This window comes from Colwellia sp. NW0002-52-1, assembly GCF_057550865.1.
Window position 1 is genome coordinate 106990 of record NZ_BAAJLU010000010.1, and the last position, 25572, is coordinate 132561.

At 36.8% G+C, this 25572-nt stretch carries 14 protein-coding genes; 7 read left to right on the plus strand and 7 right to left on the minus strand.

The features are described from left to right. Positions 1-133: 133 nt before the first annotated feature. Positions 134-1354 (minus strand): Nramp family divalent metal transporter, encoded by a 1221-nt coding sequence (locus tag AC27H3_RS11550; protein ID WP_487106360.1) that lies wholly within the window; start codon positions 1352-1354, stop codon positions 134-136. A gap of 239 nt (positions 1355-1593) precedes the next feature. Between AC27H3_RS11550 and AC27H3_RS11555 the strand changes: the two genes are divergently transcribed. Next, complete coding sequence (locus AC27H3_RS11555; protein WP_487106362.1) at positions 1594-2097, plus strand: MarR family winged helix-turn-helix transcriptional regulator; 504 nt, start codon at positions 1594-1596, stop codon at positions 2095-2097. Here the strand turns inward: AC27H3_RS11555 and AC27H3_RS11560 are convergent. Continuing rightward, entirely contained in the window at positions 2094-4049 is a 1956-nt protein-coding gene (locus AC27H3_RS11560) for a BCCT family transporter (protein ID WP_487106364.1), read from the minus strand. The genes AC27H3_RS11555 and AC27H3_RS11560 overlap by 4 nt on opposite strands. Positions 4050-4301: 252 nt before the next feature. Between AC27H3_RS11560 and AC27H3_RS11565 the strand changes: the two genes are divergently transcribed. Continuing rightward, the gene (locus AC27H3_RS11565) at positions 4302-6950 is read left to right on the plus strand and encodes a TonB-dependent receptor (RefSeq protein WP_487106366.1); all 2649 of its coding nucleotides are present in this window, start codon (positions 4302-4304) and stop codon (positions 6948-6950) included. Positions 6951-7078: 128 nt separating this feature from the next. After that, positions 7079-9076, plus strand: coding sequence for a tetratricopeptide repeat-containing sulfotransferase family protein (locus AC27H3_RS11570; RefSeq protein ID WP_487106368.1), 1998 nt, complete (start codon positions 7079-7081; stop codon positions 9074-9076). A gap of 178 nt (positions 9077-9254) precedes the next feature. Here the strand turns inward: AC27H3_RS11570 and AC27H3_RS11575 are convergent, their stop codons facing one another. The 4 genes from AC27H3_RS11575 to AC27H3_RS11590 all read right to left on the minus strand — a co-directional run bounded on the left by AC27H3_RS11575 (position 9255) and on the right by AC27H3_RS11590 (position 15172). Beyond that, on the minus strand, positions 9255-10307 hold the full coding sequence (locus AC27H3_RS11575) for an alcohol dehydrogenase family protein (protein ID WP_487106370.1): 1053 nt from the start codon (positions 10305-10307) through the stop codon (positions 9255-9257). Beyond that, entirely contained in the window at positions 10304-10825 is a 522-nt protein-coding gene (locus tag AC27H3_RS11580; protein WP_487106372.1) for a TetR/AcrR family transcriptional regulator, read from the minus strand. The genes AC27H3_RS11575 and AC27H3_RS11580 overlap by 4 nt, the downstream gene beginning before the upstream one ends. Positions 10826-11082: 257 nt before the next feature. Continuing rightward, entirely contained in the window at positions 11083-14124 is a 3042-nt protein-coding gene (locus AC27H3_RS11585) for an efflux RND transporter permease subunit (RefSeq protein WP_487106374.1), read from the minus strand. 1 nt (position 14125) lies between these two features. After that, entirely contained in the window at positions 14126-15172 is a 1047-nt protein-coding gene (locus AC27H3_RS11590; RefSeq protein ID WP_487106376.1) for an efflux RND transporter periplasmic adaptor subunit, read from the minus strand. Between the two features lie 142 nt (positions 15173-15314). Between AC27H3_RS11590 and AC27H3_RS11595 the strand changes: the two genes are divergently transcribed. The 4 genes from AC27H3_RS11595 to AC27H3_RS11610 all read left to right on the plus strand — a co-directional run bounded on the left by AC27H3_RS11595 (position 15315) and on the right by AC27H3_RS11610 (position 22315). Then, positions 15315-15887 (plus strand): TetR/AcrR family transcriptional regulator, encoded by a 573-nt coding sequence (locus tag AC27H3_RS11595; RefSeq protein ID WP_487106378.1) that lies wholly within the window; start codon positions 15315-15317, stop codon positions 15885-15887. Positions 15888-16328: 441 nt separating this feature from the next. Continuing rightward, positions 16329-17981, plus strand: coding sequence for a glucose-6-phosphate isomerase (pgi, locus tag AC27H3_RS11600; protein WP_487106380.1), 1653 nt, complete (start codon positions 16329-16331; stop codon positions 17979-17981). Positions 17982-18159: 178 nt separating this feature from the next. After that, positions 18160-18669: a YgjP-like metallopeptidase domain-containing protein gene (locus AC27H3_RS11605; RefSeq protein WP_487106382.1), complete on the plus strand. Its 510-nt coding sequence runs from the start codon at positions 18160-18162 to the stop codon at positions 18667-18669. A gap of 634 nt (positions 18670-19303) precedes the next feature. Beyond that, a complete protein-coding gene (locus AC27H3_RS11610; protein ID WP_487106384.1) occupies positions 19304-22315 on the plus strand; it encodes an ATP-binding protein in 3012 nt (1003 codons plus the stop codon). Here the strand turns inward: AC27H3_RS11610 and AC27H3_RS11615 are convergent. Beyond that, entirely contained in the window at positions 22307-25414 is a 3108-nt protein-coding gene (locus tag AC27H3_RS11615) for a two-component regulator propeller domain-containing protein (protein ID WP_487106386.1), read from the minus strand. The two genes, AC27H3_RS11610 and AC27H3_RS11615, sit on opposite strands and share 9 nt — an antisense overlap. Between the last annotated feature and the right edge of the window lie 158 nt (positions 25415-25572).

The following is a 25572-nucleotide window of genomic DNA, read 5'->3' on the forward strand; positions in this document are numbered from 1 at the left end:
AAGGAAGTAACCATCTAATTTTCTATAAGCAACTTAACAGCACTTTAATAAGAGTAAACGTTAAATTAAAACAAAAACTAAACCATTAACCTTTTACTCTTATTTGTATAATCTTACTGTTAGCCTACAGCGGTTATAGCAAACCAAACGCTGACATTAAGCTACGTCCGCCTAATATTAAGGTAACAAAAATAACAGCTGCAGCTGCAATATTTTGCCAAACATTATTTTTATGTTCCCCTAACACCTTAGTGTTCATTATCCATAACAAAAAGATACTGACTAAGGGCAAAAGAATACCATTCGCTACCTGAGCAAACCAAATAACTGACACGGGCTTAAAGCCTATACTGCTGATAACGACACCAATAATTAAAATAATCATCCATGTCAGCTTGAAGCCAAAAGCGTTCAAGTTTTTATCTAAATTTAAAATACCACTAAGTGCGAAAGCGGCTGCTAGAGGCGCAGTAATTGCTGAAGATATACCTGCCGCAAACAAACCAAAACCAAGGAATATGCTTGCAGAATCACCAAATAAAGGTTGTAGAGCCGGCGCTATATCTGCTGCACTTTGCAAACTTATCTGTTTACCGAAGAATGCTGAAGCAGCTGTTGAGAGTACAGCAACTGAAATTAACGCACCAAGCGGAATGGAAATAAATAGGTCTTTTCTTGCAGTTGATATATCATCAATTGAATGCCATTTTTGACTGGCAGTAGAAGCATGTAAAAATAAGTTATAAGGGACTACGGTGGTACCAATCAGCGCGATTACAGTTAACGTTGCGCCATTGGGCAGTTCAAAAGCAGCAAAGCTCGTTATTAATTCATGCCATTTGGGTTCACTCAAAAAGAAAGTGACTAGAAAAGCAACACTCATTAAGCCAACTAAAACAATTAATGCTCGCTCAATAATCTTATAACTACCTGTACTTAATAAATAAAAAGCTATTAATCCAATAATGATAGGAAATAAGTAGTGTGCATTATTAACTTCCCAGCCTAGCTGCCCCACAACACTGACTAAACCTAAACTTGCACCTGAAATATTGCCACTTTGATAAGCGCCGTTACCCACAACAATAGCACTAACCACAAGCATTAAAACCAAGGCTTTAATTACGGGTTGTTTAATCGCATGGCGAATGTTTTCGCCTAAACCTTGCTGGCTAACAATACCTAATCTTGCCGCCATCTCTTGTAAAACGATAGTCGCCACCATTGCAAACAACAAGGTCCAAACCAATGAAAGACCATAGTTAGCGCCAGCCATGGATGCAGTGATTATGGTACCTGGCCCAATAAACGCTGCTGTGACTAAAAATGCAGGCCCTATTTTTGGAAACCTCATATTTACACCCTTTTTATTATTTTTAAGTTTCTACTGAATTTACAAGTACTGCCAGAATAAAACTAATTTATTCACTTGTTTCTTTCATAGCTAAACAACCAAATTCCACGAAAAGCTATGGTATCAGTATCACAGCTATCGCAAGTGCTCTCACAATAGCGCTTAAATATACATTTACTCTAGTCGCATCTGATAATTTTGATTAAACTACCACAATTAACTCATATAAGCCTATTGTTATGGAAAAACATCAGGAACTATTAATCGCTTTAAGAAAAGTAATCCGCGCGATTGATTTGCATTCTAAACACCTTAATAAAACATCTGGCTTAACCAGCCCGCAATTATTAATTATGTTAGAGCTTGATAAAGCCTCTGGTATTAACTCAAGCCAAGTAGCGAAAAACGTTAACTTAAGTGCTGCAACAGTGACTAATATTCTTGATAGACTAGAAAACAAAAGCTTAATTTCAAGAGTACGTGACACACAAGATAAGCGTAAAGTAGGTTTATTTTTAACTAACGACGGTAAAGCATTATTATTGAGTGCCCCACAAGCACTGCAAGAACACTTTATTAATAAGTTCTCTAGCTTAGCCCAGTGGGAACAATCACAATTACTTTCTTCAATGGAACGATTGTCTGAAATGATGAATGCGGATGAAATAGATGCCGCACCACTTTTAGAATTACAAGCAATGAGCGCCAGCAGTATAAGTAAAGCTGACGCCCCTAAAAGTTAACGTAGTAAATGTAAAAAGTGTAAATGCTTATGGTATTGATCAATAACATTATTGATCACTGCCGTTTTTGACCAGCCCATAATGTCGTAATCTTGCCCGCCCTCACCTAAATGCACTTCAGCTCGGTAGTAACTTTGTTCATCTTCGTCTTCGTCAATTTCAACGACAAAATCGGGTTGAGAGTGCTTTCGAGCGAGTACACGATAAACAAACGCTTGCTCTTCGCCATGATCAACAGTCAGGCTCAGCCCATCTTCATACGACACTACAACATTGACTTGATTCTTCTTCAACTCTGTCGCAACAGTTTCAAACGCCGGAGCAATAATTTGATTAATAAATTTATTAACATTAGTTTTGTTCGGGTAATCAACAATATTTTTTAACCGTACCTGCCAGCTGTCATTGCTTTCATTACCAGCGTGAGGAACTGCTGATATTAACTGGCTCTCTTGTTTAAATGCCTCAACCCTTAAGGCTTTAATTAAGCCAACTATGGCGAGCAACAACACCACAGCAAACGGTAAAGCACTGGCAATAGTCATGGTTTGCAAGGCGTTAAGTCCGCCTGCAAGCAATAAAATACCCGCCACTAAGCCAATACCAATAGCCCAATAAACACGTTGCCATAATGGCGTGTCATTACTACCATGTGAACAAAGCATATCAACCACCATAGCGCCAGAATCACACGAGGTAACAAAAAATATTACGATCATTAACACGCTAAAAAAAGACAGTAATGTTGATATTGGGAAGTTCTCTAAGAAAACAAATAATGCTACTGATGAGTCTTTACTGACCATTTCTCCGAGCTCTGCAACACCTTGGTTATGCACCAAATCAATGGCGCTATTGCCAAAAATTGTCATCCAAAACAAGGTAAAACATGTTGGGATTAACATAACACCAATAATAAATTCTTTAATCGTTCTGCCACGAGAAATTCTAGCGATAAATAAACCAACAAAAGGTGCCCAAGCTAGCCACCAGCCCCAATAAAATATTGTCCAACCGCCGATCCAATCGGTTTTCTTATAAGCGAATAAGTTAAAGGTGTTATGCACAATATCTGCTAAGTAATCGCCAATATTTTGTAAATAAGCCTGTAATAAAAATACCGTTGGGCCTAGTACAAAAATAAATATTAATAAAATAACAGCTAAAATCATATTAGTTTCAGACAGTATTTTAATGCCTTTATCAAGCCCTGTAGTCACCGATATAACAGCAAGTCCGATAACTCCTGTCATAATGAGTATTTGATTAGTCACAGAAACATCAATGCCAAATAAATAATTAAAACCAGCATTAACTTGCGAGGCACCAAGCCCTAAAGAAGTAGCAACACCGAATACGGTACTTACAACAGCAAAAACATCAACCATATGCCCTGGCCATTGATAAATTTTATCTCCAATTAATGGATAAAGCGCAGAGCGTAACGTTAACGGTAAACTATGACGATAACTAAAATAGGCAAGAACTAAAGCAACAATGGCGTAAATTGCCCACGCATGAAGTCCCCAATGGAAAAAAGTCATCTTCATTGCCTCTTGCACCGCAGCAACAGAGCCTTTATCTGCTGTTGGTGGCGACAAGTAATGCATTAAGGGCTCTGCTACGCCAAAAAACATCAAGCCTATGCCCATTCCGGCCGCAAATAGCATTGAAAGCCAAGTCAACATTGAGTAATCAGGCGTGGCGTGATCTGGCCCTAAACGAATGTCTCCATATCGAGAAAATCCTAAGAAAATTACAAAAAAGAATATAAATGCAACCGTAAGCACGTAAAACCAGCTGCCATTATCGATAATACTTGATTGTACAATCGTGAATAAACTTTGCGCCTGGTTAGGTAATGCTGCGGCGAATAGCAAAAGGGCAATAATAATAGCGGATGCGCTAACGAATACTTTTTTATTTAATTGACTACGAGCGGCTAGAGACAAAACCTTCCCCTTATTTTAATTTGTATTGATATTATATCTTGTTAATCAAGGTGTAAATAGCCTTCTATGTAAACAATATTGCTTTAGTTTTATTAAGTAATTCAACAATAGTTATGTTTTTTTGTAAACAAATGTATCTTTTGTTAACATTACGTCAGTTTAAATATAGTTAGTACTCTAAGTATATTAATAATTAGAGCACTAACTATATCTAACTACTTATCTATAAAAAAATACCTAGGGAATATCTATATGAAATTTAATAAACTGCACTGTGCGGTGTTAACAGCACTAGCAGCGTCAGGTAATATCTACGCAGAAGAAGTTCAGAAGAAAGCATCAATAGAAACTATTGAAGTTACCGCTACTAAACGTTCTGAATCAATTCAAGATGTACCCGTTACGGTTACCGCGTTAACCGGTAACAGCTTAGAAACCCTTGGTGTTTCTAATTTTGACCAATATGTTGAGTTTTTGCCAAACGTTGTTTTTCAGGGCACAGGCCCAGGACAAAACGAAATTTATATTCGTGGCGCAGCAACAACTCAAACGAATATTTCTGTTTCATCAGTACAAGCTTTACAGCCTTCTGTTGCATTTTATTTAGATGAGCAACCGGTTTCAATGCAAGGTCGTAACCTAGACATTTATGCAACAGATGTTGAACGTATAGAAGTACTTCCGGGGCCACAAGGCACGCTTTTTGGCGCTAGCTCGCAATCAGGTACGGTACGCTTAATAACGAATAAGCCAACACATGATGGTTTTGCTGCGGGTTTTGATACTAGCACTAGCACCACTAAAGGCGGCGACATGAGTAACTCGGTTGAAGCATATTTTAATATGTCTTTAACTGACAGCCTTGCTGTACGTGTTGCTGCTTATAATGATCACCAAGGTGGTTGGATTGATAATATTCAAAATGATCCTAACAATGGTGGTTACACGGGTAGCGCTGTTGTTATTGATAGAATCTCAGCTAATTTTGCTAAATTAGCTGATCCAGCCAATACACCGGTTCAAATTCCTCAAAATGATGCGTTAGTAGAAGATGACTTCAACACGGCAGATTACTCAGGTGCACGTTTTGGTTTATCTTACATTATTAATAATGAATGGGATCTACTAGTTCAGCATACTCAACAGTCTCTAGACACTGAAGGTGTATTTGCTTACGACCCTAACCTTGAAGGTGAAACTTCAACTAACCGTTTCACGCCTGAAAACAACAATGATGACTTTGGTTTAACGACTTGGACTTTAGAAGGCCGCCTTGAGCACCTTACCGTTGTTTATACGGGTGGTTATTTAGACCGTGATATCAATTCAACTATTGATTACACCGGTTACACTAACGGTGGTCAATTCTCTGCTTATTACGTTTGTAACTATGCAAGTGCACCCGATGCACAAGAATGTTTTGACCCAACTAAGTTTTATAAAGAAGAAACAAGTAGCTCACGTACTACGCACGAATTACGCATGAATACTTCAGCTGAAAATCGCTGGCGTGTTACGGCTGGTGTTTTTTATGATACACAAGAGCTGTCAACTGTCGGCCAATTTAAAATAGCCAACACAGAGCTTTTCCCTAACTTAGCGAGAGAATTAGCCGGTAGTGAAGGTATTAATAGTAATGGCGGCCCTTTCTCTTCTGAAGTCAGCTTTGTTAACGATGTAACACATACTATTGATCAAATCGCGCTATTTGGGCAATTAGAGTACGATATTACTGATACCGTTACTGCAAGCTTTGGTGCCCGTTGGTATCAAATTGACGACATTTATAAAGGTGCTACAACTACCGCTGATGTAAGTGGTCGATTACGTGCATTTGGTGACGGCAGTGATGAAGCGTTAACTGAGTTTTTTGGTGCTGATGAAGCCGCGGCTATTCAAGCTGCTATAGCTAGTGGTCAATTAGAAACTGATTTACTTGATAGTAGCGGTAAATTAACAGTTGATGACACTATTATCAAAGCCTCAGTTGATTGGAAAATTAATGACGATGTCATGGTATTTGCATCATATTCAGAAGGTTTTAGACCGCCGGTGACTAACCGTGTTGGTGGCGGCTCTGCTGCTAACCAAGAAGGTGCTTTTGAAGGTTTCCGTATTCCTGTTTACTCAACAACAGATAGCTTAGACAATATAGAGTTAGGATTTAAATCAACACTACTCGATCAAAGTTTACGTTTTAATGCAACCGCTTATTACTCAAAAATATCGGATCTACAAACGTCGCGTTATGACCCTACCAACATCAGCTTTTTAGTATTTACTGATAACGTAGGTGACGCTGAAATTAAAGGTATTGACGGTGACTTTAGTTGGGTAGCCACAGACAACTTAGTTATATCAGGTGCCTTTAGCTTTTTGGATACTGAGTTAACCTCAATTAATGCTCAGTTAGATGGTATTGCACCACCAGAAGGTAGTAGATTACCTTACTCAGCTAAGTTTTCAGGTAACCTACAAGCACAGTACTTCTACCCTATTAAGGGAGATATGACTGGCTATGTAAACGGTTCTATCAGTTATACTGGCGAAAGACTTGCTGGCATGGTGATGGATGCTTATATGATTGAAGATGCTACCAACTTAATTTATGGCACAGGCTCGGGCTTAAGTATCGAAAAAGAGTCTGATGTTTTTTCTGGGGTAAATTACCAAGGCAGTAATGGCCAAACCTTTGCTGGTGGGCGTTATGTTCAAGACAGTTATGTTTTGGCTAACATTAGCTTTGGTGTGACAAACGACGAATGGAAGGCTGAAGTTTTCATCGATAACTTAACCGATAAAAGTGCAATCTTGTATGTTGATACTCAACAATATACGCCAAAAGTTGTATCGAATAGACCTCGCACCATTGGCTTTAGATTCTCTTACGACTTTTATTAAGCCGTAATATAAATCTAAAAAGTTAATATGATCGAAATAAAAACCGTTTGGTATCTGTATCAAACGGTTTTTTATTGTAAAGTATTCAAAAATCTATCAATCCTCTCATTTGCTTCGGAGCTAAGTCATTGGACAATACATCTCAGCCTTCAATTGAAAGCCAATTAAAATCAATTCAGAAATTAATCCAAACGACAAAATTCGAAGACGCTGTTCAACAATCTAAACAGTTACTAGCTCAAAGTGAGAACTCGCAAGATAACATTGAACTATGGTATTTAATTGCTGTAGCTCAGCGCTATGCAAAAACATTAACACTTGCACTAAGCAGTATTAATGAACTACTTAACATTGACAGTAAACACAGTCGCGCAAATCAAGAAAAAGGCTTTATCTATTTAGCAATGAAAGAGCCAAAGCTAGCAAAACAATCTTTTGAGGTAGCCGTAAAGCTTAACCCAAGTTTAGTCGCCAGTTGGCAGGCTTTAATTCACCTATATCGTGACGATAAACAACAAGCAGATGTTCAAAAATCCGCGAATCATCTAGAAGGTCTAAAAAAATTACCGCCAGCACTTCTTGCCGTTACTGAGTTTATGCACGAAGGTAAGCTCTTAAAAGCAGAGCAATTATGTCGACATTTTTTACAAAATAATCAACGCCATGTTGACGGTATGTGTATGTTGGCTGAAATAGGCATAGAGCTAAAGATCTATGACGATGCTGAGTTTTTATTAGCGAGTGCACTGGAATTGCAGCCAAGTCATATTCATGCACGTTCGCTGTACCTTAATTTACTTATTCGTTTAGGAAAGTACAAAACTGCCGCACAACAAGTTGAAACCTTACTTGAAGCACAACCTGAAAATTTAAGCTTTAAAATTGCCAAAGCAAGTGCTTTAACAGGTTTAGGTGAAATAGAAGCAGCGATAAAATTGTTTGAACAAGTTGTTGCAGAAAACGATCAAGTACCGGGTTTTCATTTACAGTTGGGGCATGCGTTAAAAACCAAAGGTGAAATTGAGAAAGCTATTTTGTCTTATCAAAAAGCTTATCAATTGAGCCCAACGTATGGCGATGCTTATTGGAGTTTAGCCAATACTAAAACCTATCGTTTTAGTGATAACGAAATTGCTCAAATGCAAACGCAACAACAAAATGAAGATCTCGCGCTAGTAGATAGAATTCAACTTCATTTTGCTACAGGTAAAGCCTTTGAAGACAGAAAAGAATACGATCAAGCATTTAAATCATACCAACAAGGCAATGAATTACAGCATGCGCATAGTGGCTTTGATATCACAAAAATAGAACAACAAGTTGCAGAGCAAATTAAATATTGTACCCGTGAGCTATTCGACCTGCGCGGTAAGTTAGGGCTAAACGCTCCTGATCCTATCTTTATTGTCGGTTTGCCTCGTGCTGGCTCAACTTTGCTTGAGCAAATATTGGCTTCTCATAGCCAAGTCGACGGCACGATGGAGCTACATAATATTTTAGGTTTAGCATCAAGGTTACGTGGCCGAAGCAAGATTCAAGGTGATGAAGAAGCCCAATACCCTAAAAATTTAGCGGAAATAAACCCCGATTATTTCAAGCGTTTTGGTCAACAGTTTATAGATGAAACTCAGGTATTTCGAGATAAGGCGCCACTGTTTATCGACAAAATGCCGAATAACTTCCTACACATTGGCTTAATTAGGCTGATTCTGCCCAATGCTAAAATTATAGATGCTAGACGCTCGCCCATGGCGTGTTGTTTCAGTGGCTTTAAACAGCTATTTGCTGAAGGACAAGACTTTAGTTATAACCTTGAAGACATTGGCCGTTATTACCAAGCTTATTTAAAACTTATGGCACATTGGGAAGATGTATTGCCCGGCTTCGTATTAACAGTAAATCATGAAGATGTTGTTAATGACCTAGAAACACAGGTAAGAAGAATGCTTAATTTTATCGGATTAGAGTTTGAGCAAACATGCGTCGATTTTCATAAAACCAAACGTAATATTAAAACGCCAAGCTCTGAACAGGTTCGACAACCTATTTATAAAAGCGCGGTAGAACAATGGCGTAATTTCGAGCCGTATTTAGGCCCGTTAAAAAAGGCACTTGAGATTGACTGATGCATTAGGCTATCTATTAACTTAGTAGCCTAATAAATTGACTTTAATTTTAGCTTTAGCTTAATTTTTACTGCTATTACTTGCGCTAAACGCCTAAAAAATAAAGCCTGCACCATTGTTTGTACAGGTTTTTTAGTCGCGATTTCAGCAATGGCTCTTCAAATAAGTGACTACAACATTACGATGAAACCTTAAGAACAATTTTACCTGCGTGTTGCTTTTGTAAGAAGGTTTCTTGTGCTGTGTTAATTTCTTCTAAAGGAAAAGTATGCGCAACAATCGGCTTAATTTTTCCTTGTGAAATATAATCAACCAAATTTTGAAATATATTCGGTGCAAGCACAGTACAGCCATAAAAGCTTAAGTCTTTTAAATACAATGTTCTAATATCTAATTCAACTGAAGCTCCACCAATGGCACCAGCCACTGCGTATCGACTCCCAGGCTTTAGCAATGTTAAAAATTGTGGCCATTGCTCTCCTGCAACAAGATCTATAACAACATTGATACTGTTTTCGCCTAACGCCTGAATTAGATCCATATCTCGTGATAATACTCTATCAGCCCCCAGCGCTAAAACCTGCTGTTTTTTACTGGCGCTAGTAATGGCAATAACGTATGCCCCTCGCGCTTTAGCTAACTGAATAGCAGCAGAGCCAACACCACCGGAAGCCCCCGAAATTAAGACTATATCTTCCGCGCTAACATTCGCTCGGCTTAACATATTTTCAGCCGTTGAATACGAACACGGAAAAGATGCTAATTCTATATTCGAAAGCGAACTATTCACCTTATAAGCATGTCTCGCTGCTACAACAGTATATTCAGCAAAACCACCATCACATTCAGAGCCGTAATACCAAGGAGACTCTAGTTCTTGGCTGTTTGCTTCACTAAGACATGGCTCGATTATAACCCGTTCACCAATACGATTTTCGCTTACATTATTACCAACAGCGACGATAACACCACAAACATCTGCACCTTGAATTCGAGGAAACGTTAAAGCCGTACCTGCCCATCCTGCATCTTCACTATTGCTGTTGTTTTTCGAATACCATGCTGTACGAGTGTTTATATCGGTGTTATTCACTCCAGCGGCATAAACTTTGATCAGTACATCATTTGGCGTTGGTGTAGGAACGGGAATGCTATTATTGTACTGAAGTACCTCAGGCCCGCCATGACCTGTAAGTTGTATTCCTGACATAGTTTTAGGGATAATACTCATGATTTACCTTCCGTTAATAATGTTAATAATGCCTTTTTAGCTGATATAACCGCTTGTTCTCTCATTGTTGGCCAAGCATTTGAAACACCCTCGTGTATTAAAAAGATAGTGTTAGCCATATCAATTCTTTGGCTCTGTTGACCAAGAAACTCGAGTACATCCTTTTTATGCTTTACAACAGCTTGATTGATTAAAAGGTTCTCAGGAAAAGCAGAAATTGCGTTCATTGATAAACAGCCATGCGGCGCAAACTTTTCCATCCAACACTCCAGTTTATCAAAAATATGCAGCACCGCTTCAACACCCGGTAATGGTGATTCATTTCGTAGAAAAGTAAGATAACGTTGATGGCGATACGCTAAAGCACCAACAACCATCGCCTCTTTTGATGGGTAATATTTGTATAACGTTCGTAAACTAACATTACAGGCATTTTTAAGCTCAGCAACACTCGGTTCTGCAAAACCATACTGACTAAATGTGTGTTCAAGACTAATAGTAATTTGCTCTTTTAACATATAAACCCAATGGTAGAATGGATGCTCTACCCATAGAGTAGAGCATCCATTCTACCCTGTCAATTTTGACCAATTAAAAACGGTAAGTGTATTGAAACGAATAACATTATCAAAATTAAATTAGGCTTGAGTAGGAATTCCCTTAATTCATTAACACAGACGAAAATACTTTTTTGGGATAAAAAAACGAGCCTTAACATGGCTCGTTTATTGATTTAGAGAGTGTAGAGTTATTTAATGATGATAAATCAATAAAATTAAACTTTCTCAACTCTGATTTTATAGAAAATACTATACAGCACAGGTACCGCAATCATAGTTAAAACGGTCGCAAAAGCTAAGCCTCCCATTATGGTTACTGACATATCAGCAAAAAATGGGTCAAGTATTAAAGGCATTACCCCTAAAATAGTGGTAATAGCAGCCAATGAAACCGGCCTTAAACGACTGAGACTTGCTTCAACAATAGCAACGGCCTTATCTTTACCTTCTTGAATTTGTAAGTCTATTTCTTCGAGTAATACAATGGCATTTTTAATCAACATGCCAAACAAGCTTAAAAACCCAAGTAAAGACATAAAGCCAAATGGTAAGTCTGCGATTAATAATCCGGCTACAACACCGACGACAGCCATAGGAACAATTAACCAAATAATAATAGGTTGTCTTGCTCTACCGAACAGTAACACACTGATAATAAACATTACTAAAAAGCCAAGCGGTAAACCTTGCCCTAAAGCAGCTTGTGCTTTACCTGCCGATTCAAATTCTCCACCCCATTCAAGTTTGTAACCTGTTGGCAAAGGAATCGCTTCAATTTTTACTTGTGTACGATTAAAGGCTTCCCCGGTTGTTTCATTGAAGCCAGCTTCAGCTTTAACCGTTATAGTACGCACCCGATCTCGTCGATTTATCAGTAGTTCTTCACTTGAAAAATTCATTTTCCCACTGACTTGTTTAAAAGGTATATAAGTTCTTTGACTACTACTCCACACTAAGCTGTTTTCCAAAGCAACTAGTTGATCTGAGCTTGTATTGCTATTTCGAGCAATGATAGGATAAAGGTAATCGCCATCTTGTAATTGCCCAATTTGTAAGCCATCGGTATAGAACTTTATTGCCTGACTAAAGTCGCTTCTAGAAACCCCCGCAATACCCGCTGCGATATCATCATATTCTGGTGCTAAAACAATGCCTTTATCGCGCCAATCATCGCGAATATCCCTGATTTTTCCATCGTCAAAGTATATTGCTTTTGCTTGCTCTGCGATCTCTCTTAAAATAGCGGGGTCTTCACCTGAAAATCTCGCCTGTATTTTGGCGCCAGCACCAGGACCGAACTGCATAATTTCAGCGTAAAAGTTAACCTTGGGATTAGCTTGTTGTAATTTAGCTGAGATTCCTTGCGCTAACTGAGGTATATCAGCTGCATTTTCTGCACGAACTAAAAACAAACCATAACTTTCGTTAGGTAACTCAGGAGCAAATACCAGCGTAAAGCGCTCTGAACTTTCACCTATAAACGTGGCTAAAGATTCAATGCCTTGCGTGTCGAGGATTAACTGCTCAGCAGCCTTCATATGAGTTTCGGTTGCCCGAATATCTGAGTCTTGTGGTCCCCAATAGTGAATAAAAAATATTGGTGTATTCGAAGGTGGGAAAAAGCCTTGTTTAATAAACCCAAAACTCGCGTAAGCACCAATAGTAATAATAACCAAAAGAGCTAAGGTAACTCCGCGCCAATGTAATGCATTACGTAAAACCACTAAATAAGCTTTATGGAATAAAGAATGTGATTCTTCTGCACCTTCTTTATCTCCAACTTTATAAAAATACTTACCCAGTAATGGCGTTAACGTTACAGCAAGGATCCAACTAAGCATTAAAGAAATAAGTACCACTGCAAATAATGAGAATAAGAACTCACCAGTCGCATCATCAGATAAACCAATGCCAGAAAATGCAGCAATACCGATGATAGTAGCGCCAAGCAGTGGCCACTGAGTACGCTTAACAATAAAGCTAGCAGACTCCATGGCTGACTTACCTTTCTCCATTCTCAGCATCATCCCTTCTGCGACAACAATAGCGTTATCAACCAGCATACCCATAGCGATAACCATTGCCCCTAAAGAAATTCGCTCCAGTTGAAGGTTGTATAGCCACATAATTAATACTGTGCCTAAAACGGTAATGAGCAATGTTCCACCAACAACAACACCTGAACGCCAGCCCATAAATAAACACAGGGCGAGAGTTACAACCACAACGGATACTTCAAGATTCAATATAAAGCCGTCGACAGACTCATCTACAATCTTTGCTTGGTTATAGATTGTTGAAACATTAATACCTGTAGGAAGTTTTGCTAAGACTTCAGCTAACTTATCATCAATTTTATGACCAACATCTACAATGTTGATATCATTTTGCGCAGAGATGGCAAGTGTAACCGCACTATCACCATTAAAACGTTTTAAACCACTTGGAATTTCCACTGGCTGTAAGGTTAAGGTGGCAATATCTTTAATTTTTATCGAGGCATTTTTACCGGGTACAACAATGGATAAATTTTCGATTTCTTCTATTTTATTGGTTGAGCTTTCAATCGGTATTCTAATTTGTTTGTCACCAACATATAGCCTACCACCGCTAAAAGGTTTCAGGTTACTGGCGAGAACTTGCTGAAGCTCAGGAAAGGATATACCTAGCCCTGATATTTGATAGCTATCAATAGTAGCGACAATTTCTTCTTCTAAAATGCCCCCCACTTGTACTTTAGCTACACCATCGACCGTTAAAACTTCTCGACGAATTATACGAGAAAACTCTCGCATTTGATCTTCGCTAAAGTCAGGCGCCGATAAAGCATAATAAATACCGTAAACGTCACCGAAGTCGTCTATAACTACAGGTGGACTAGCCCCAAGCGGTAAATCTCGTTCAATATCTCTTAATCGCTTACGTAATTCATCCCATATTTGAGGTAACAATGGCCCGTCAATATAAGGTTGAATTTCCATAGTAATTCGAGAAAAACCCGGCTTACTCACCGATGTTAAAATATCTAACTGCCACATTTGTTGTAGAGCGATTTCAAGCTGCTCTGTAACTTCCTTCTCAACTTGTTCAGCACTTGCCCCGGGATAATAGGTAAAAATAACCGCCTGCTTTATGGTAAATGCGGGATCTTCTAAACGTCCTATTTTACTCATGGCAACAATGCCACCAATAATAAAACAAATTGACATGAGCCAAATATTAATTGGTTTAGTTAAAGAATAACGTGCTATATCCATCTTAATACGTCGCCTTATATTCTCTGACTAATAACCCTTCACGCATTTGACCTACCGCAGCAGAAACAACTTTATCACCAGCTTTAATACCAGAGGAGAGTAAAGCATACTCACCGTGTAATTTAGAAACTTTTACTTTCACTTGCGTTAGTTTACTGTCTTGTTCATTTAGGCGCCATACACTAAAACCAGCATCGCTATTCCCCACTAAAGCACTTAATGGCACAAGCAAGGCACTTTCTGAGTTGTTGTTAGGCATAATATTCACAATAGCGCGCGAACCAGGATAGAAAGCGTTAGCCACTTCTCCTTTTAACGCAAAGGTTACACCGTAAGTTTGTGTTATAGGATCAGGCGTGGTTTTATGTTCAACATAGTGTATATCGTAAACATTGTCTTCTTGGCCAATTATGTGTGCAGAGGCTTTAACATCTCGATTACCAACATTAGCGGTCATAATTCGTTCAGGCACTTCAAAAGTAAAGTAGAGTTCCGACCTGTCTTGTAAATTAGCAAGCGAGTCGCCAGAACGAATTAAGCTGTCATTTTCAATATACCTAGCACCTACAACAGCATCGAACGGTGCTCTAATGGTGCAATAGCTTAAGTCTTGCTCTGCATTTTCAAGTGCAATTTTAGTAATTGAAAATTGTGACTTTGCGTCATCATAATCTTGTTGAGAAGCAACATTTTTTTCAAAAACATCTTTAATTCGTTTTAAATTTCGCTGAGCATCTTCATGTCGAATCCTACTCTCTTCTACTTTACGCTGAAAAGGTTTAGGGTCAATTTTAGCTAGAATTTGTCCTTTTTTAACTTTGCTTCCTTCAATTAAGTTTTCAAAGATTAAACGCCCTGAAACCTCAAATTTTAAATCTACGTTTTTTACTGCAGAAACAAACGCAGGAAACTCATAATTATTAGCTAAACTTGTTACTTGAGCGCTCGAAAGTTGTACTACAACAGGTGCAACTTCTTGCTTTACTTCCGTTGACTCAGAACAAGCTTGCAGTACAAAAACGGCGGCAAGTATAAAAATTCGATTCACGTTAACCTCAAAATATAAATTAATTTAAAAAAAGTGAACATATCATAGCACAGGTTTACACATTAACAACTAGTGTAAACCTGTTGTTTAATCTCACCACTAACGTTAGTATAGGAAAAATTATTTAGAAAGAGCATAAGTTTTGCCAAGTACGACTGAGAAAATATTAAATACTGCAATGGAATGTTTTTTTCAACATGGCTATGACACTGCAAATATATCTATGGTGAGTCGCTACGCTGGCATATCTCGAGTGACAATTCATAAACAATTTCAGTCGAAAGAGTTATTATTTAGAGCCGTTGTAGAGCAACACTTTCAACAGCACAACGTTTTAGTAGAAGAATACAAAAAATCAGAAACTAATTTTTGGCAGGAAACAAAAGAACTTACTATTCAACTTTGCGAGGGCCTTTTTAATGATGTATCTAGTAGCTTAGTTAGATCAAATTTACTACATGCGGGTCAAGCATTTTGTAAAGATCTGATCCAAGAAGAAGAGATTTCTATTAAAAATAGCATTCGCTTTCGCATTGAAAAAGAAATATTGGCCAATCGTTTATCATTACGCAAAGTCGGATTAACATCAGATGAATTAGCTAACACTCTTCATTACGCACCATTTGGTATAACAATAGCGGCATCAAATCAAAACAATATTGCTTTTGTTGATAATTTAATGGCTGTATTTAAAGCGGCGACTTCAACCGATTAATGACATTATCGTTATAGAAAATAATGATAGTGTTAATATTATTCAAAACAGCTATTCATGCCATTAAATTAGTAATCATTTTCACTCATCACTTTTTCAAAATAAAAGTATTTCTCTAAAAAACCTATGAGTAGATTTTTGTAACCCTGACTGTAACATTTCATGATAAAAACATTTTCATTATAATTTCACAATAAAATTTACCTGTTTTAATACAGTAACTTAAATCTACATCTTTACATAACCATTATCTAGTTATCTATACTAATTAATTATTAGCCAGTGAGCTAAATATAGTAAATAGTGAGTTATAGTACGAGTATGTTATCGAGCTTAACCTTCTATTATTTAACAGCGCTATAAAATTTTACTAAACTATATTTAGCTCAATATAGCCGTTAAGCAAACAATAATAATTAACTTAATTACAATGGATATCTAATGCACGACAGAACCTCATTACCTAGCTGGCAGAAACTTCAAAATCACGCACTTGAGATGAAATCTCAACATATGAGTGAGTTATTTAAACAAAACCCAAACCGGTTTGAGCAATTCTCTATTCAACTTGCACCTTTTCTCTTAGATTATTCAAAAAATCTTATATCGACATCTACAATGGATATGCTGTTTGATTTAGCCAAAGAATGTGATGTGGAAGCTTGGCGAGAAAAAATGTTTAGTGGTGAACGCATTAATCGCACTGAAGATCGCGCAGTATTGCATACAGCGTTACGAAATCGCAGCAATAAACCGATAATGCTTGATGGTGAAGACATTAATATCGATGTGCGAGCAGCGCTAGATAAAATGAAAATCTTTAGTGAAAAAGTTCGCCAAGGTTTATGGAGTGGTTATTCAGGTAAACGTATTACTGATGTGGTAAATATTGGCGTTGGCGGTTCAAACTTAGGCCCGCAAATGGTCACTGAAGCACTCGATCAATACAGTGATAACAGCGTAAATGTACATTATATTTCTAACGTTGATGGCACACAAATCGCTAATGTACTCAGGCCTTTAAGCCCAGAAAAAACGCTCTTTATTGTTTCAAGTAAAACTTTTACTACCACCGAAACAATGACCAACGCTAGAACCGCAATGAAGTGGTTAGTATCATCTTCTTTCGATCAATCAGCCATTGCACAGCACTTTGTCGCAGTATCTTCGAATAAAAAAAATGCCACTGAGTTTGGTATTGCACAAGAAAACATATTTGATATGTGGGACTGGGTTGGTGGTCGTTTCTCACTTTGGTCAGCTATTGGTTTACCTATTGCCATTGATTTAGGCTTTGAGCGTTTCATAGAGTTACTTGAAGGTGCACATGAGATTGATCAACATTTTTGTAATAAGCCCTTAGCAGAAAATGCACCGGTTATTTTGGCATTATTAAGTGTGTGGAACTGTACTTTTTTAGGTGCGCAATCCCAAGCAATTTTGCCTTATGATCAATCTTTACATATGTTGTCAGCCTATTTACAACAGGCGGAAATGGAAAGTAACGGTAAATCTGTTTCTTGGGATGGGGACTCTATTTCATACCCTACTGTACCGTCTATTTGGGGTGAACTAGGTATTAATGGTCAACATGCTTTTTACCAATACTTACATCAAAGTAATAATGTTGTACCTGCAGATTTTATTGGCTCTGTTGAAAGCGTTACACCGGTACAGGGTCATCACGAAACCTTAATGGCAAACTTTTTTGCGCAAACCCAGGCTCTTATGCAAGGGGTTAACGAGACTCAAGTTAGAGCAGATTTAAAAGCTAAAGGCCGTTCGCAAGACTACATTGATAAAGTTGCCCCACACAAAGTGCACAAAGGTAACCGCCCCACCAATACCATTTTAATGAAACGTATATCTCCTCATTCATTAGGCAGTTTAATCGCTATGTACGAGCATAAAATTTTTGTCCAAGGCATTATTTTACAAATATGTTCGTTCGATCAGTGGGGTGTAGAATTAGGAAAAGGTTTAGCCAATAATATTCAAGAAGAATTATCCTCGGGCAATATTAGCGCAGAACATGATAGTTCAACATCTGGCTTAATTAATTTTTATCAGAAATATACCCATTCATCAGAATAAAGGTATTTAAAGAGAAAAAGTTAATCGACCAAGCTTTTAATGTATATACTTAGCCAAAAATGAAAATAGCGATTATCACTATCGCTATTTTCATTTATAATTTGCGAGTAATTGCGTATTAAATTAATACTTGTTTATCCATATACTGCTCAGCAAGCTAATGAAACAGAAAAACAAAATGACCACTTCATTAAAGTACCTTTCTCATTACTCACAAGACATACAACAGCAAGTGCGTACGCTGATTGTTGAAAACAAGCTCAAAACTTATTTACTTAATCACTTCCCTAAGCCACATAGTGTTACTACTGACAAGGCTTTACGACAATATTGTTTAACATATAAACAGCAGTATTTAAAACAATCAGCACCACTGAGCCAAGTTAAATACGATGATAAAATTCATATTATTAATAATGCTCTTGGTCTACATACTTATGTTTCGCGAGTGCAAGGCAATAAACTAAAAAGTAAAAACGAAATCAGAATTGGTAGTGTATTTAAGAAAGCACCAGAAGCATTATTGCAAATGATCCTAGTGCATGAGTTAGCTCACATTAAAGAAAAACAACACAACAAGGCTTTTTATAAGCTGTGCGAACACATGTTGCCTAATTATCATCAACTTGAGTTAATGACACGAATTTATTTAACCGAACTTGAAAACAATGGCAACATATACTCCTAACGAAAAGACTCGTAACGAAAAAATGGTATTTTAATTCTTTTCAAAGCGGTGTTTTGCCAACGCTTTTAAACACGGGTAGCACGCCATAACCTGCAAAACTACAATAAGGCTTGTTGTAAACAGTGCTCTTATGGTCGATGTTGGCGTGTTAATTCATCGTCGTTTCGCCAAATTGAGCGGCTTTTCAAAGTGTGCATATATTGAATTTTACTCACGTTAAATATAAATATTTAATTTTCTTAGCGCGTTATTTTATTTAAACGTGTCTCTGGGGATTATATTTCAACGGCTGCTTTGCTTTACGCGCAATTAGGTTCGAGCGCACTAATAAACGCTGAACCGATATCACAAGTGAAAAACTTTAATATACGTTGATCTCAAATGCACATTCCTAAGCATTATATTTTTGCGCCTACTCTGCCTAACGGCAAACAATATAAGTCGTTAAACAGCGCAATAAAGTAACACATTTAGTAAGCCTAAAAGCTACTGATGTCTTTAATAAACGCTTATTTCGTTTGATTCAATCACAATGATTCACAAAAAATTAACATAAGGTATACTATTTGTAAGAAGGTATATTAAATACCCATCATATTTTTGACATGGTAACAAAAGCCATTAGGTTATAAATTTGCGAATAAAAAAAAGAAAATTACTTTTAACATTATGCCTCATTGTTTTTTCATTGCCCTATTTCTTAATGCATGATGTTATTCCTAATAGTCATACATGGCTAGAAAAAGGACCTTTGCTTTTACTTCAAGTACTCAGTGTCGGTTTTGTTATTTTTAGTTATATAAAAATTAAAACCAAAGCACTTAAACTGTTTTGGCAATTTATTACACTCGCACTTGTATCATCATTAGCCTCAAATTTATTATTTAGTTTTTACCTTGTAGAAAACAACTTGCTTTTGCGTGAGTTATTTACTTTATTCTGCTATTTTTTTGTTTTACTTGCGATTGAAACTACCCCTCATATCACCGAAGCTAAGGTATCAAAGAATATCAGTAGCCGGGTTGCCGCAATACTTTTCACACTTATTTGCTTTAGTTACTTGGTTTTACTACCCATTGAGTTTGCCGCTAGCACCTCGGATAAAACGGCTTCTGCTGAATTGTTTCATTTATTAATCGCTGCCCTTATATTTATTCGATTAGTTGTAAACAGTTATCAGTGCAAAAGTAAATTTTGGCGCAAAATCTATAGTGTGTTGAGTATAGGTGCAGGAGCCATGCTGCTTGAACATTGTGCTCATTACATGACTTATTGGGAACCAGCATACTTCCCTTTATATCTCCATACACTTCTCATTCTACTGCCTTATTGTGCTCTAATTTTTGCTGCTAATAACTCTCTAGCGTTAACAGAGCCGCCATCTGAAACAAGCCCAGCGTCTTTATCTGAGTTATATCTTATATTATTGATTGCCTGTGCTATTTTGATGCATTTAGCCGGCATAGAATTAAACTTGCACTACCATATTGATTCATATCTGCAATCACTATTAATTGGTATTTGGTTAACCATAGCCTTGGTGTTACTAAGCTCAATAAATTATCGAAATCATCGTTTAAATAAAAAACAACAACAACAAATTGTTTTTCAAAATACTGTGCAGCAGTCATTAGTAAACCTTAACCAACAACTCACTAAAAGCTTACTTAATAGCGAAGATAAAGCGATTGTTAATGTATCTAGTAATGCTATTTTAACGACGACAACTGAAGGTAAGATATTATCTGCCAATCCGGCAGCAGTGCAATTATTTCAGTGTTTAGAGCGAGAAATTATTGGTACTCGGGTAAATGAATTTTTCTCAGCAGACGACCAAATGCATTACTTTTTTGACTTCAAAAGTAATGTTTATACCTTACAGCGCAAGGATAGCGGTATTTCAGTTGAGTGCATGGCAACACGAAAAGATAATACACAATTTCCTGTGCAAGCAGAGTTACAATGGGCAGAAAGAGAAGAGCAGCCCTTAGTCGTTATTACATTCATCAACCTCACGGCTCGTAAGCTTGCTGAACAACAAGCTTTAGATTTAAAAGATAAATTCATCGCAAACATTTCGCATGAATTTAGAACACCGTTAACCATTATTAATGGTATTTTAGACCGCTACTTAATGAAGTCACATTCTGAAGAGGAGGGACAAGAGTTAAAAGCGGCAAAAAGAAACGGCCTGCGTTTAGTTCGTATGGTTGAGCAACTTCTTGAGTTGTCTAGATTGTCTGATAATCCGCAACTAACACTTGCCACATACCGTTTGCATACTCTTATGTCTATGCCCGCCGATTCATTCAGTCGCTTAGCTACACAAAAAAACTTGCATTTACACTGTGATATTCCTGAAAATATATGGCTTGATTGTGATGCGCAGGCGTTTGAAAAAATTATTTTTAACTTGATTACCAATGCCATTAAATACACCCCTAGCGGAGGCAACATTCAAGTTATTGCTCATCGTAATAGCGATAACTTTACTCTCGATATTATTGATACCGGCATAGGTATTGATATTAAATCACAAGACAAAATTTTTGAACGTTTTCATAGAGCCGATGACGAAAAAAATCAAGGCGTCTTTGGTGTAGGTATTGGCTTATCATTAGTAAACGAGTTAGTAAAAGCACATAATTGGCAAATAAGCGTTGTTAGTGATTATGGTAAAGGCAGCAAGTTTTCGTTAACTATTCCATGTGCAACGCCAATTAAACAAGAAATGTCGGCGCCTGTGAGTATATCGCAAACAGAGGTAGCAGCTTTACTTGTAGAGTCTAGTACGCCTCTTAATAATACTCGAAAGCATAGTCAGAAAGTGGTATTGGTAATTGAAGATAACTTAGACATGCAAAGTCATATAAAACAAGTTATTGAACAACAGCATCACACCTTACTCGCCGGCAGCGGAGAGTTAGGACTAACACTTGCCCAAGAATACATACCCGATGTAATTGTCTGCGATATTATGCTTACAGGCATTGACGGTTTTGCTGTGTTAAAGCAACTAAAAAGTCACGAATTAACTTCACATATACCTGTTATATTATTAACAGCTCGCTCTGATTTAGACAGTAGATTACTTGGTTTAAACCTACAAGCCGATGAATATTTAAGTAAGCCATTTAACCATCAAGAGTTGTTAACTCGCATTGGCAATTTAATTACTGGCAGAGATAAACTTCAAAAAAGTTATTTACAACATTTTAATAAAGATCTGCAAAAAAATAGGAAAGTTAATAGCTTTGAAAATGCAGCTGAGTTGGCGCAAACAAGCGAAGAAGACATTACGCTTGATCGTAAGTTTTTAGAAAAATTAGAAGCTATCACTGCTGTAGTTTATACTGACACTGACTTAGATATCATAAAACTCTCCGCCAAAATGGCAATGAGTGAGCGCCAGCTACAACGTAAAATCAAAGCCTTAATAGGTATAACTCCTAATAATTATATTAAAGAGTTTCGACTTAAAAGAGCAAAAGTGCTATTAAAAAATGGCTCTCAAATTGGCCGTATAGCACTTGATGTTGGCTTTTCATCACAAACTTACTTCGGCCGTTGTTTTAAAGAGATGTTTAACTGTACGCCTAAGCAATATCAACAAAGTCAGAAAACAGAACCACCTTTATCAAGTTAAGCCTGACTTAATTATTATCTGTTCTTTTAAGTTTTCAAAACTACTTTGCTGCATTAATTGTAGATAATCTAAAGACTTTGATTTAGGCCCACATAAGCCTAACCATGAAAGCTGTTTATTCTCATCTGTATAATTTAAAGCTTGTTCAATCATCACGCTAATTTGATCCCAAGACAAATGCAGCGGGTTTTCTCGACTAAATGGAAAGAACGAATAAGCCATATTAAAAGTTGTAATCCCATCTATATTAACCACGCTATTTAACCTAACAGATAAACGTGCAGCGAGTTCATTAGCATTATTCCCTTTTTCGTATCCAATTACCGCAAAAGTATCGCTCGACCAACGAATAACGAGATCATCATTGTTTCTACTGTAATGTAATAAATCCGTTAAATTAATTAATTGACTATTATTCACAGCTTCATCACTTTTAATTCGTACCATTAGAATATAAAGTCTTGGCAGCATTTCTCTTTGCACAGGTAATAGATTTTGATGCATCTGGTGCATAAGCTGGCTAGTCTGTTCAATATAGATATCTAAATAGCGACGACTCTTTACACCCGTAACTTTATCGACAATAGCCGCTTTTTCTAACTGTTTATTCGCCTGCGCTAACTCTAAGTTTTTAGAGGTGAATTTCTCAGTTTTTTCGTGCACTTGTTGCTCTAAGTAAAGTTTTTGTTGTTGCTCTACAACTAGCTTACGATTTAACATTCGAGAGTAAAGCAGTAACGCTAAAGCAACAATTGAAGTGTATAGAATATAAGCCCACCAGGTGTTCCAAGGTGCAGGTTTTACTGTTATATCCAATGAATAGCCCGGATTGCTCCAGACATTATCACTATTACCTGCAATTATTTGTAATTGAAAAATACCTGCAGGTAAGTTTGTATAGGTAACACGCCGTGATTTTCCTGCGTCTATCCATTCCTGATCGAAGCCAAGTAATCGATATTTATATTTTGTGGATTCAGGGTTAGAGTAATTAAGCCCAACATATTCAAAGGAAATTAGTCGATCGTAATACTCTAAAGTTAATTCAGATAAATTAGAAATAGATCCTTCAACGCTAATTGGCTCATTTAAGTTTAAAATATTAGTCAGATGAACTTTAGGGGCTGCCTGACTTATATTTATTTTATTTGGGTTTACAGCACTAATTCCTTTTCCAGCACCAAAATATAAAGTGTTATCCTGACCTAATAAAACTGATGAATGGGTATATTCAAGATCAACTAAACCATGCGTTAAATCAAAATGTTTAAAACTCTCCTCAGCTAAAGAGTATCGTGATATACCTTTACTTGTACTAAACCAAATATTATCGGAAAGATCTTGGGTAATACCGTAAACAGCCATGCTTTTCATGCCATGCTTGGCATTTAATTGTCTAAATGTATAATTTTTAGAGTTTAAGTTTTGACTCGATATTATATTCATACCAGACGCTTGAGTACCCACCCAAATATTAAGCTCTCTATCTTCAAATATAATCCAAGCTAGATCACTCGATATGCTATTTGGATTGTTGTCATCATGTTTAATATGAGTAAACGAGTCTTGATCAGGACTATATAAACTTAAACCGCCACCAAATGTAGCTAACCAAATATCTCCTCTAACATCTTCTAAAAGTTGTAGAACATGATTACTACTTGGTCCCTTTTTAGGCTCATCAATATTTAACTCAAAACGTGTAAATGAGCCGTTAGAGTTCAGTCTATTTACTCCTCGATGGAATGTTGATATCCATAAGTTACCCGCGCTATCTTTTATTATATCTGTAATGCTATTTGCAGATATTGAAGATGGATTTTTTGCATCATGTAGATACGATTTTATAGTATTGTTTTTTACATCAACTGAAAAGAGACCTGAAGAACGCGTTCCTACCCATAACGTGCCTTCATCTTCAAAAAGGGTCATCACGCGAAAGTTAGTAAAATCGTCATTAAATGAGGCTGGTGTTATTTTATTATTATTGATTGATAATTGATAAATACCTCCGCTATAAGTACTAAAATATATAGTAGCTTGATCAAGTTGCGCAAAGCTTGTGATGTTATTATTTTTCAGCTCACTTGAAGTCTGAGTACTGAATTGACTGAATGTTGTCATATTAGGATCCCACCGATTTACGCCAGTGAAAGTTCCAATCCACATAATATTGTTACTATCCTCAAACAGCGTAAAAACAAAATCATTACTTAAACTATGCGGATTACTTGCAGAGTGTCTATACCTTTGAAAGTTATCATTATTTTCATCATATATTAATAGCCCTTTATCTGTTGCTATCCAAATATTACCTTGGCTATCTCGATAAATTTTTTCAATCGTATTACTTAGCACAGAATTAAGATCAGATTCATCAAACATATAGTGTTGGTATGTATTTAAATTTAAATTAAATTTCAATACCCCACTTTCTACTGTACCAATCCAAACAGCCCCTGCCTCATCATAAAAGAGTGAATTTATAAATTGAATAGAATTTGACTTTACATTAGGTTTAGTACTTTCTAGTGACTTTATAAAGTTGCCATTAATATCAAAAATTGAAACTCCACCGCCATTTGTCCCAACCCATACCTCTTGTTCTTTGGTTTCAATTATTGCATGAATAGTATTATGAGTGAGGCTCTTGGTATTTCCCAAATCCTTCTTTATATGCTTTATTGACCATACATTGTTATTATTTGATAAAATATTTAAACCATTCTCAGTACCAATCCAAATTTTTCCTTCACTATCATCAAACAATGCATTTACAGTATCATTAGTTAATGGTGTTGCTTTAGTTTTTGTATCGAACCTAAGAAAATCTTGGCTACTTTCACGGTAAAGATTTAAGCCTCCGCCAAATGTTGCTACCCATAATTTTTCTTCTTTATCTATGATAATTCGACTAACAACATCTGAACTTAATGAGTTTGATAAGTCATTATCATGATGAAAGCTTATAAAGTTATGGCCATCGAACCGAGATAGTCCTTCAGAAGATCCAAACCACATAAAGCCATTTTTATCTTGAGCAATAGTACGGACAAACTTATATGACATTGGGTTATCAACACCAAAGCCTTTAAACATCTTAATGTCTTGTGAGGCAACTAAGCAGCTGAAGCAGAGCATATAAAGAAACAAAAATATATTTTTCACAATGAGATAAGCTACCTAATTTAAAATATGAAATGGGGGAGTGATTTTGATATTGAAGCATAAAGACCACTATCTTAGAGAATAATGGT

What these genes read in the sequence shown, in the direction of transcription:
- AC27H3_RS11550 (WP_487106360.1), bottom strand. Translation starts at nt 1,354, where the DNA reads ATGAGGTTTCCAAAAATAGGGCCTGCATTTTTAGTCACAGCAGCGTTT.
- AC27H3_RS11605 (WP_487106382.1), top strand. Translation starts at nt 18,160, where the DNA reads ATGACCACTTCATTAAAGTACCTTTCTCATTACTCACAAGACATACAA.
- pgi (WP_487106380.1), top strand. Translation starts at nt 16,329, where the DNA reads ATGCACGACAGAACCTCATTACCTAGCTGGCAGAAACTTCAAAATCAC.
- AC27H3_RS11615 (WP_487106386.1), bottom strand. Translation starts at nt 25,414, where the DNA reads ATGTTTAAAGGCTTTGGTGTTGATAACCCAATGTCATATAAGTTTGTC.
- AC27H3_RS11555 (WP_487106362.1), top strand. Translation starts at nt 1,594, where the DNA reads ATGGAAAAACATCAGGAACTATTAATCGCTTTAAGAAAAGTAATCCGC.
- AC27H3_RS11585 (WP_487106374.1), bottom strand. Translation starts at nt 14,124, where the DNA reads ATGGATATAGCACGTTATTCTTTAACTAAACCAATTAATATTTGGCTC.
- AC27H3_RS11580 (WP_487106372.1), bottom strand. Translation starts at nt 10,825, where the DNA reads ATGTTAAAAGAGCAAATTACTATTAGTCTTGAACACACATTTAGTCAG.
- AC27H3_RS11575 (WP_487106370.1), bottom strand. Translation starts at nt 10,307, where the DNA reads ATGAGTATTATCCCTAAAACTATGTCAGGAATACAACTTACAGGTCAT.
- AC27H3_RS11565 (WP_487106366.1), top strand. Translation starts at nt 4,302, where the DNA reads ATGAAATTTAATAAACTGCACTGTGCGGTGTTAACAGCACTAGCAGCG.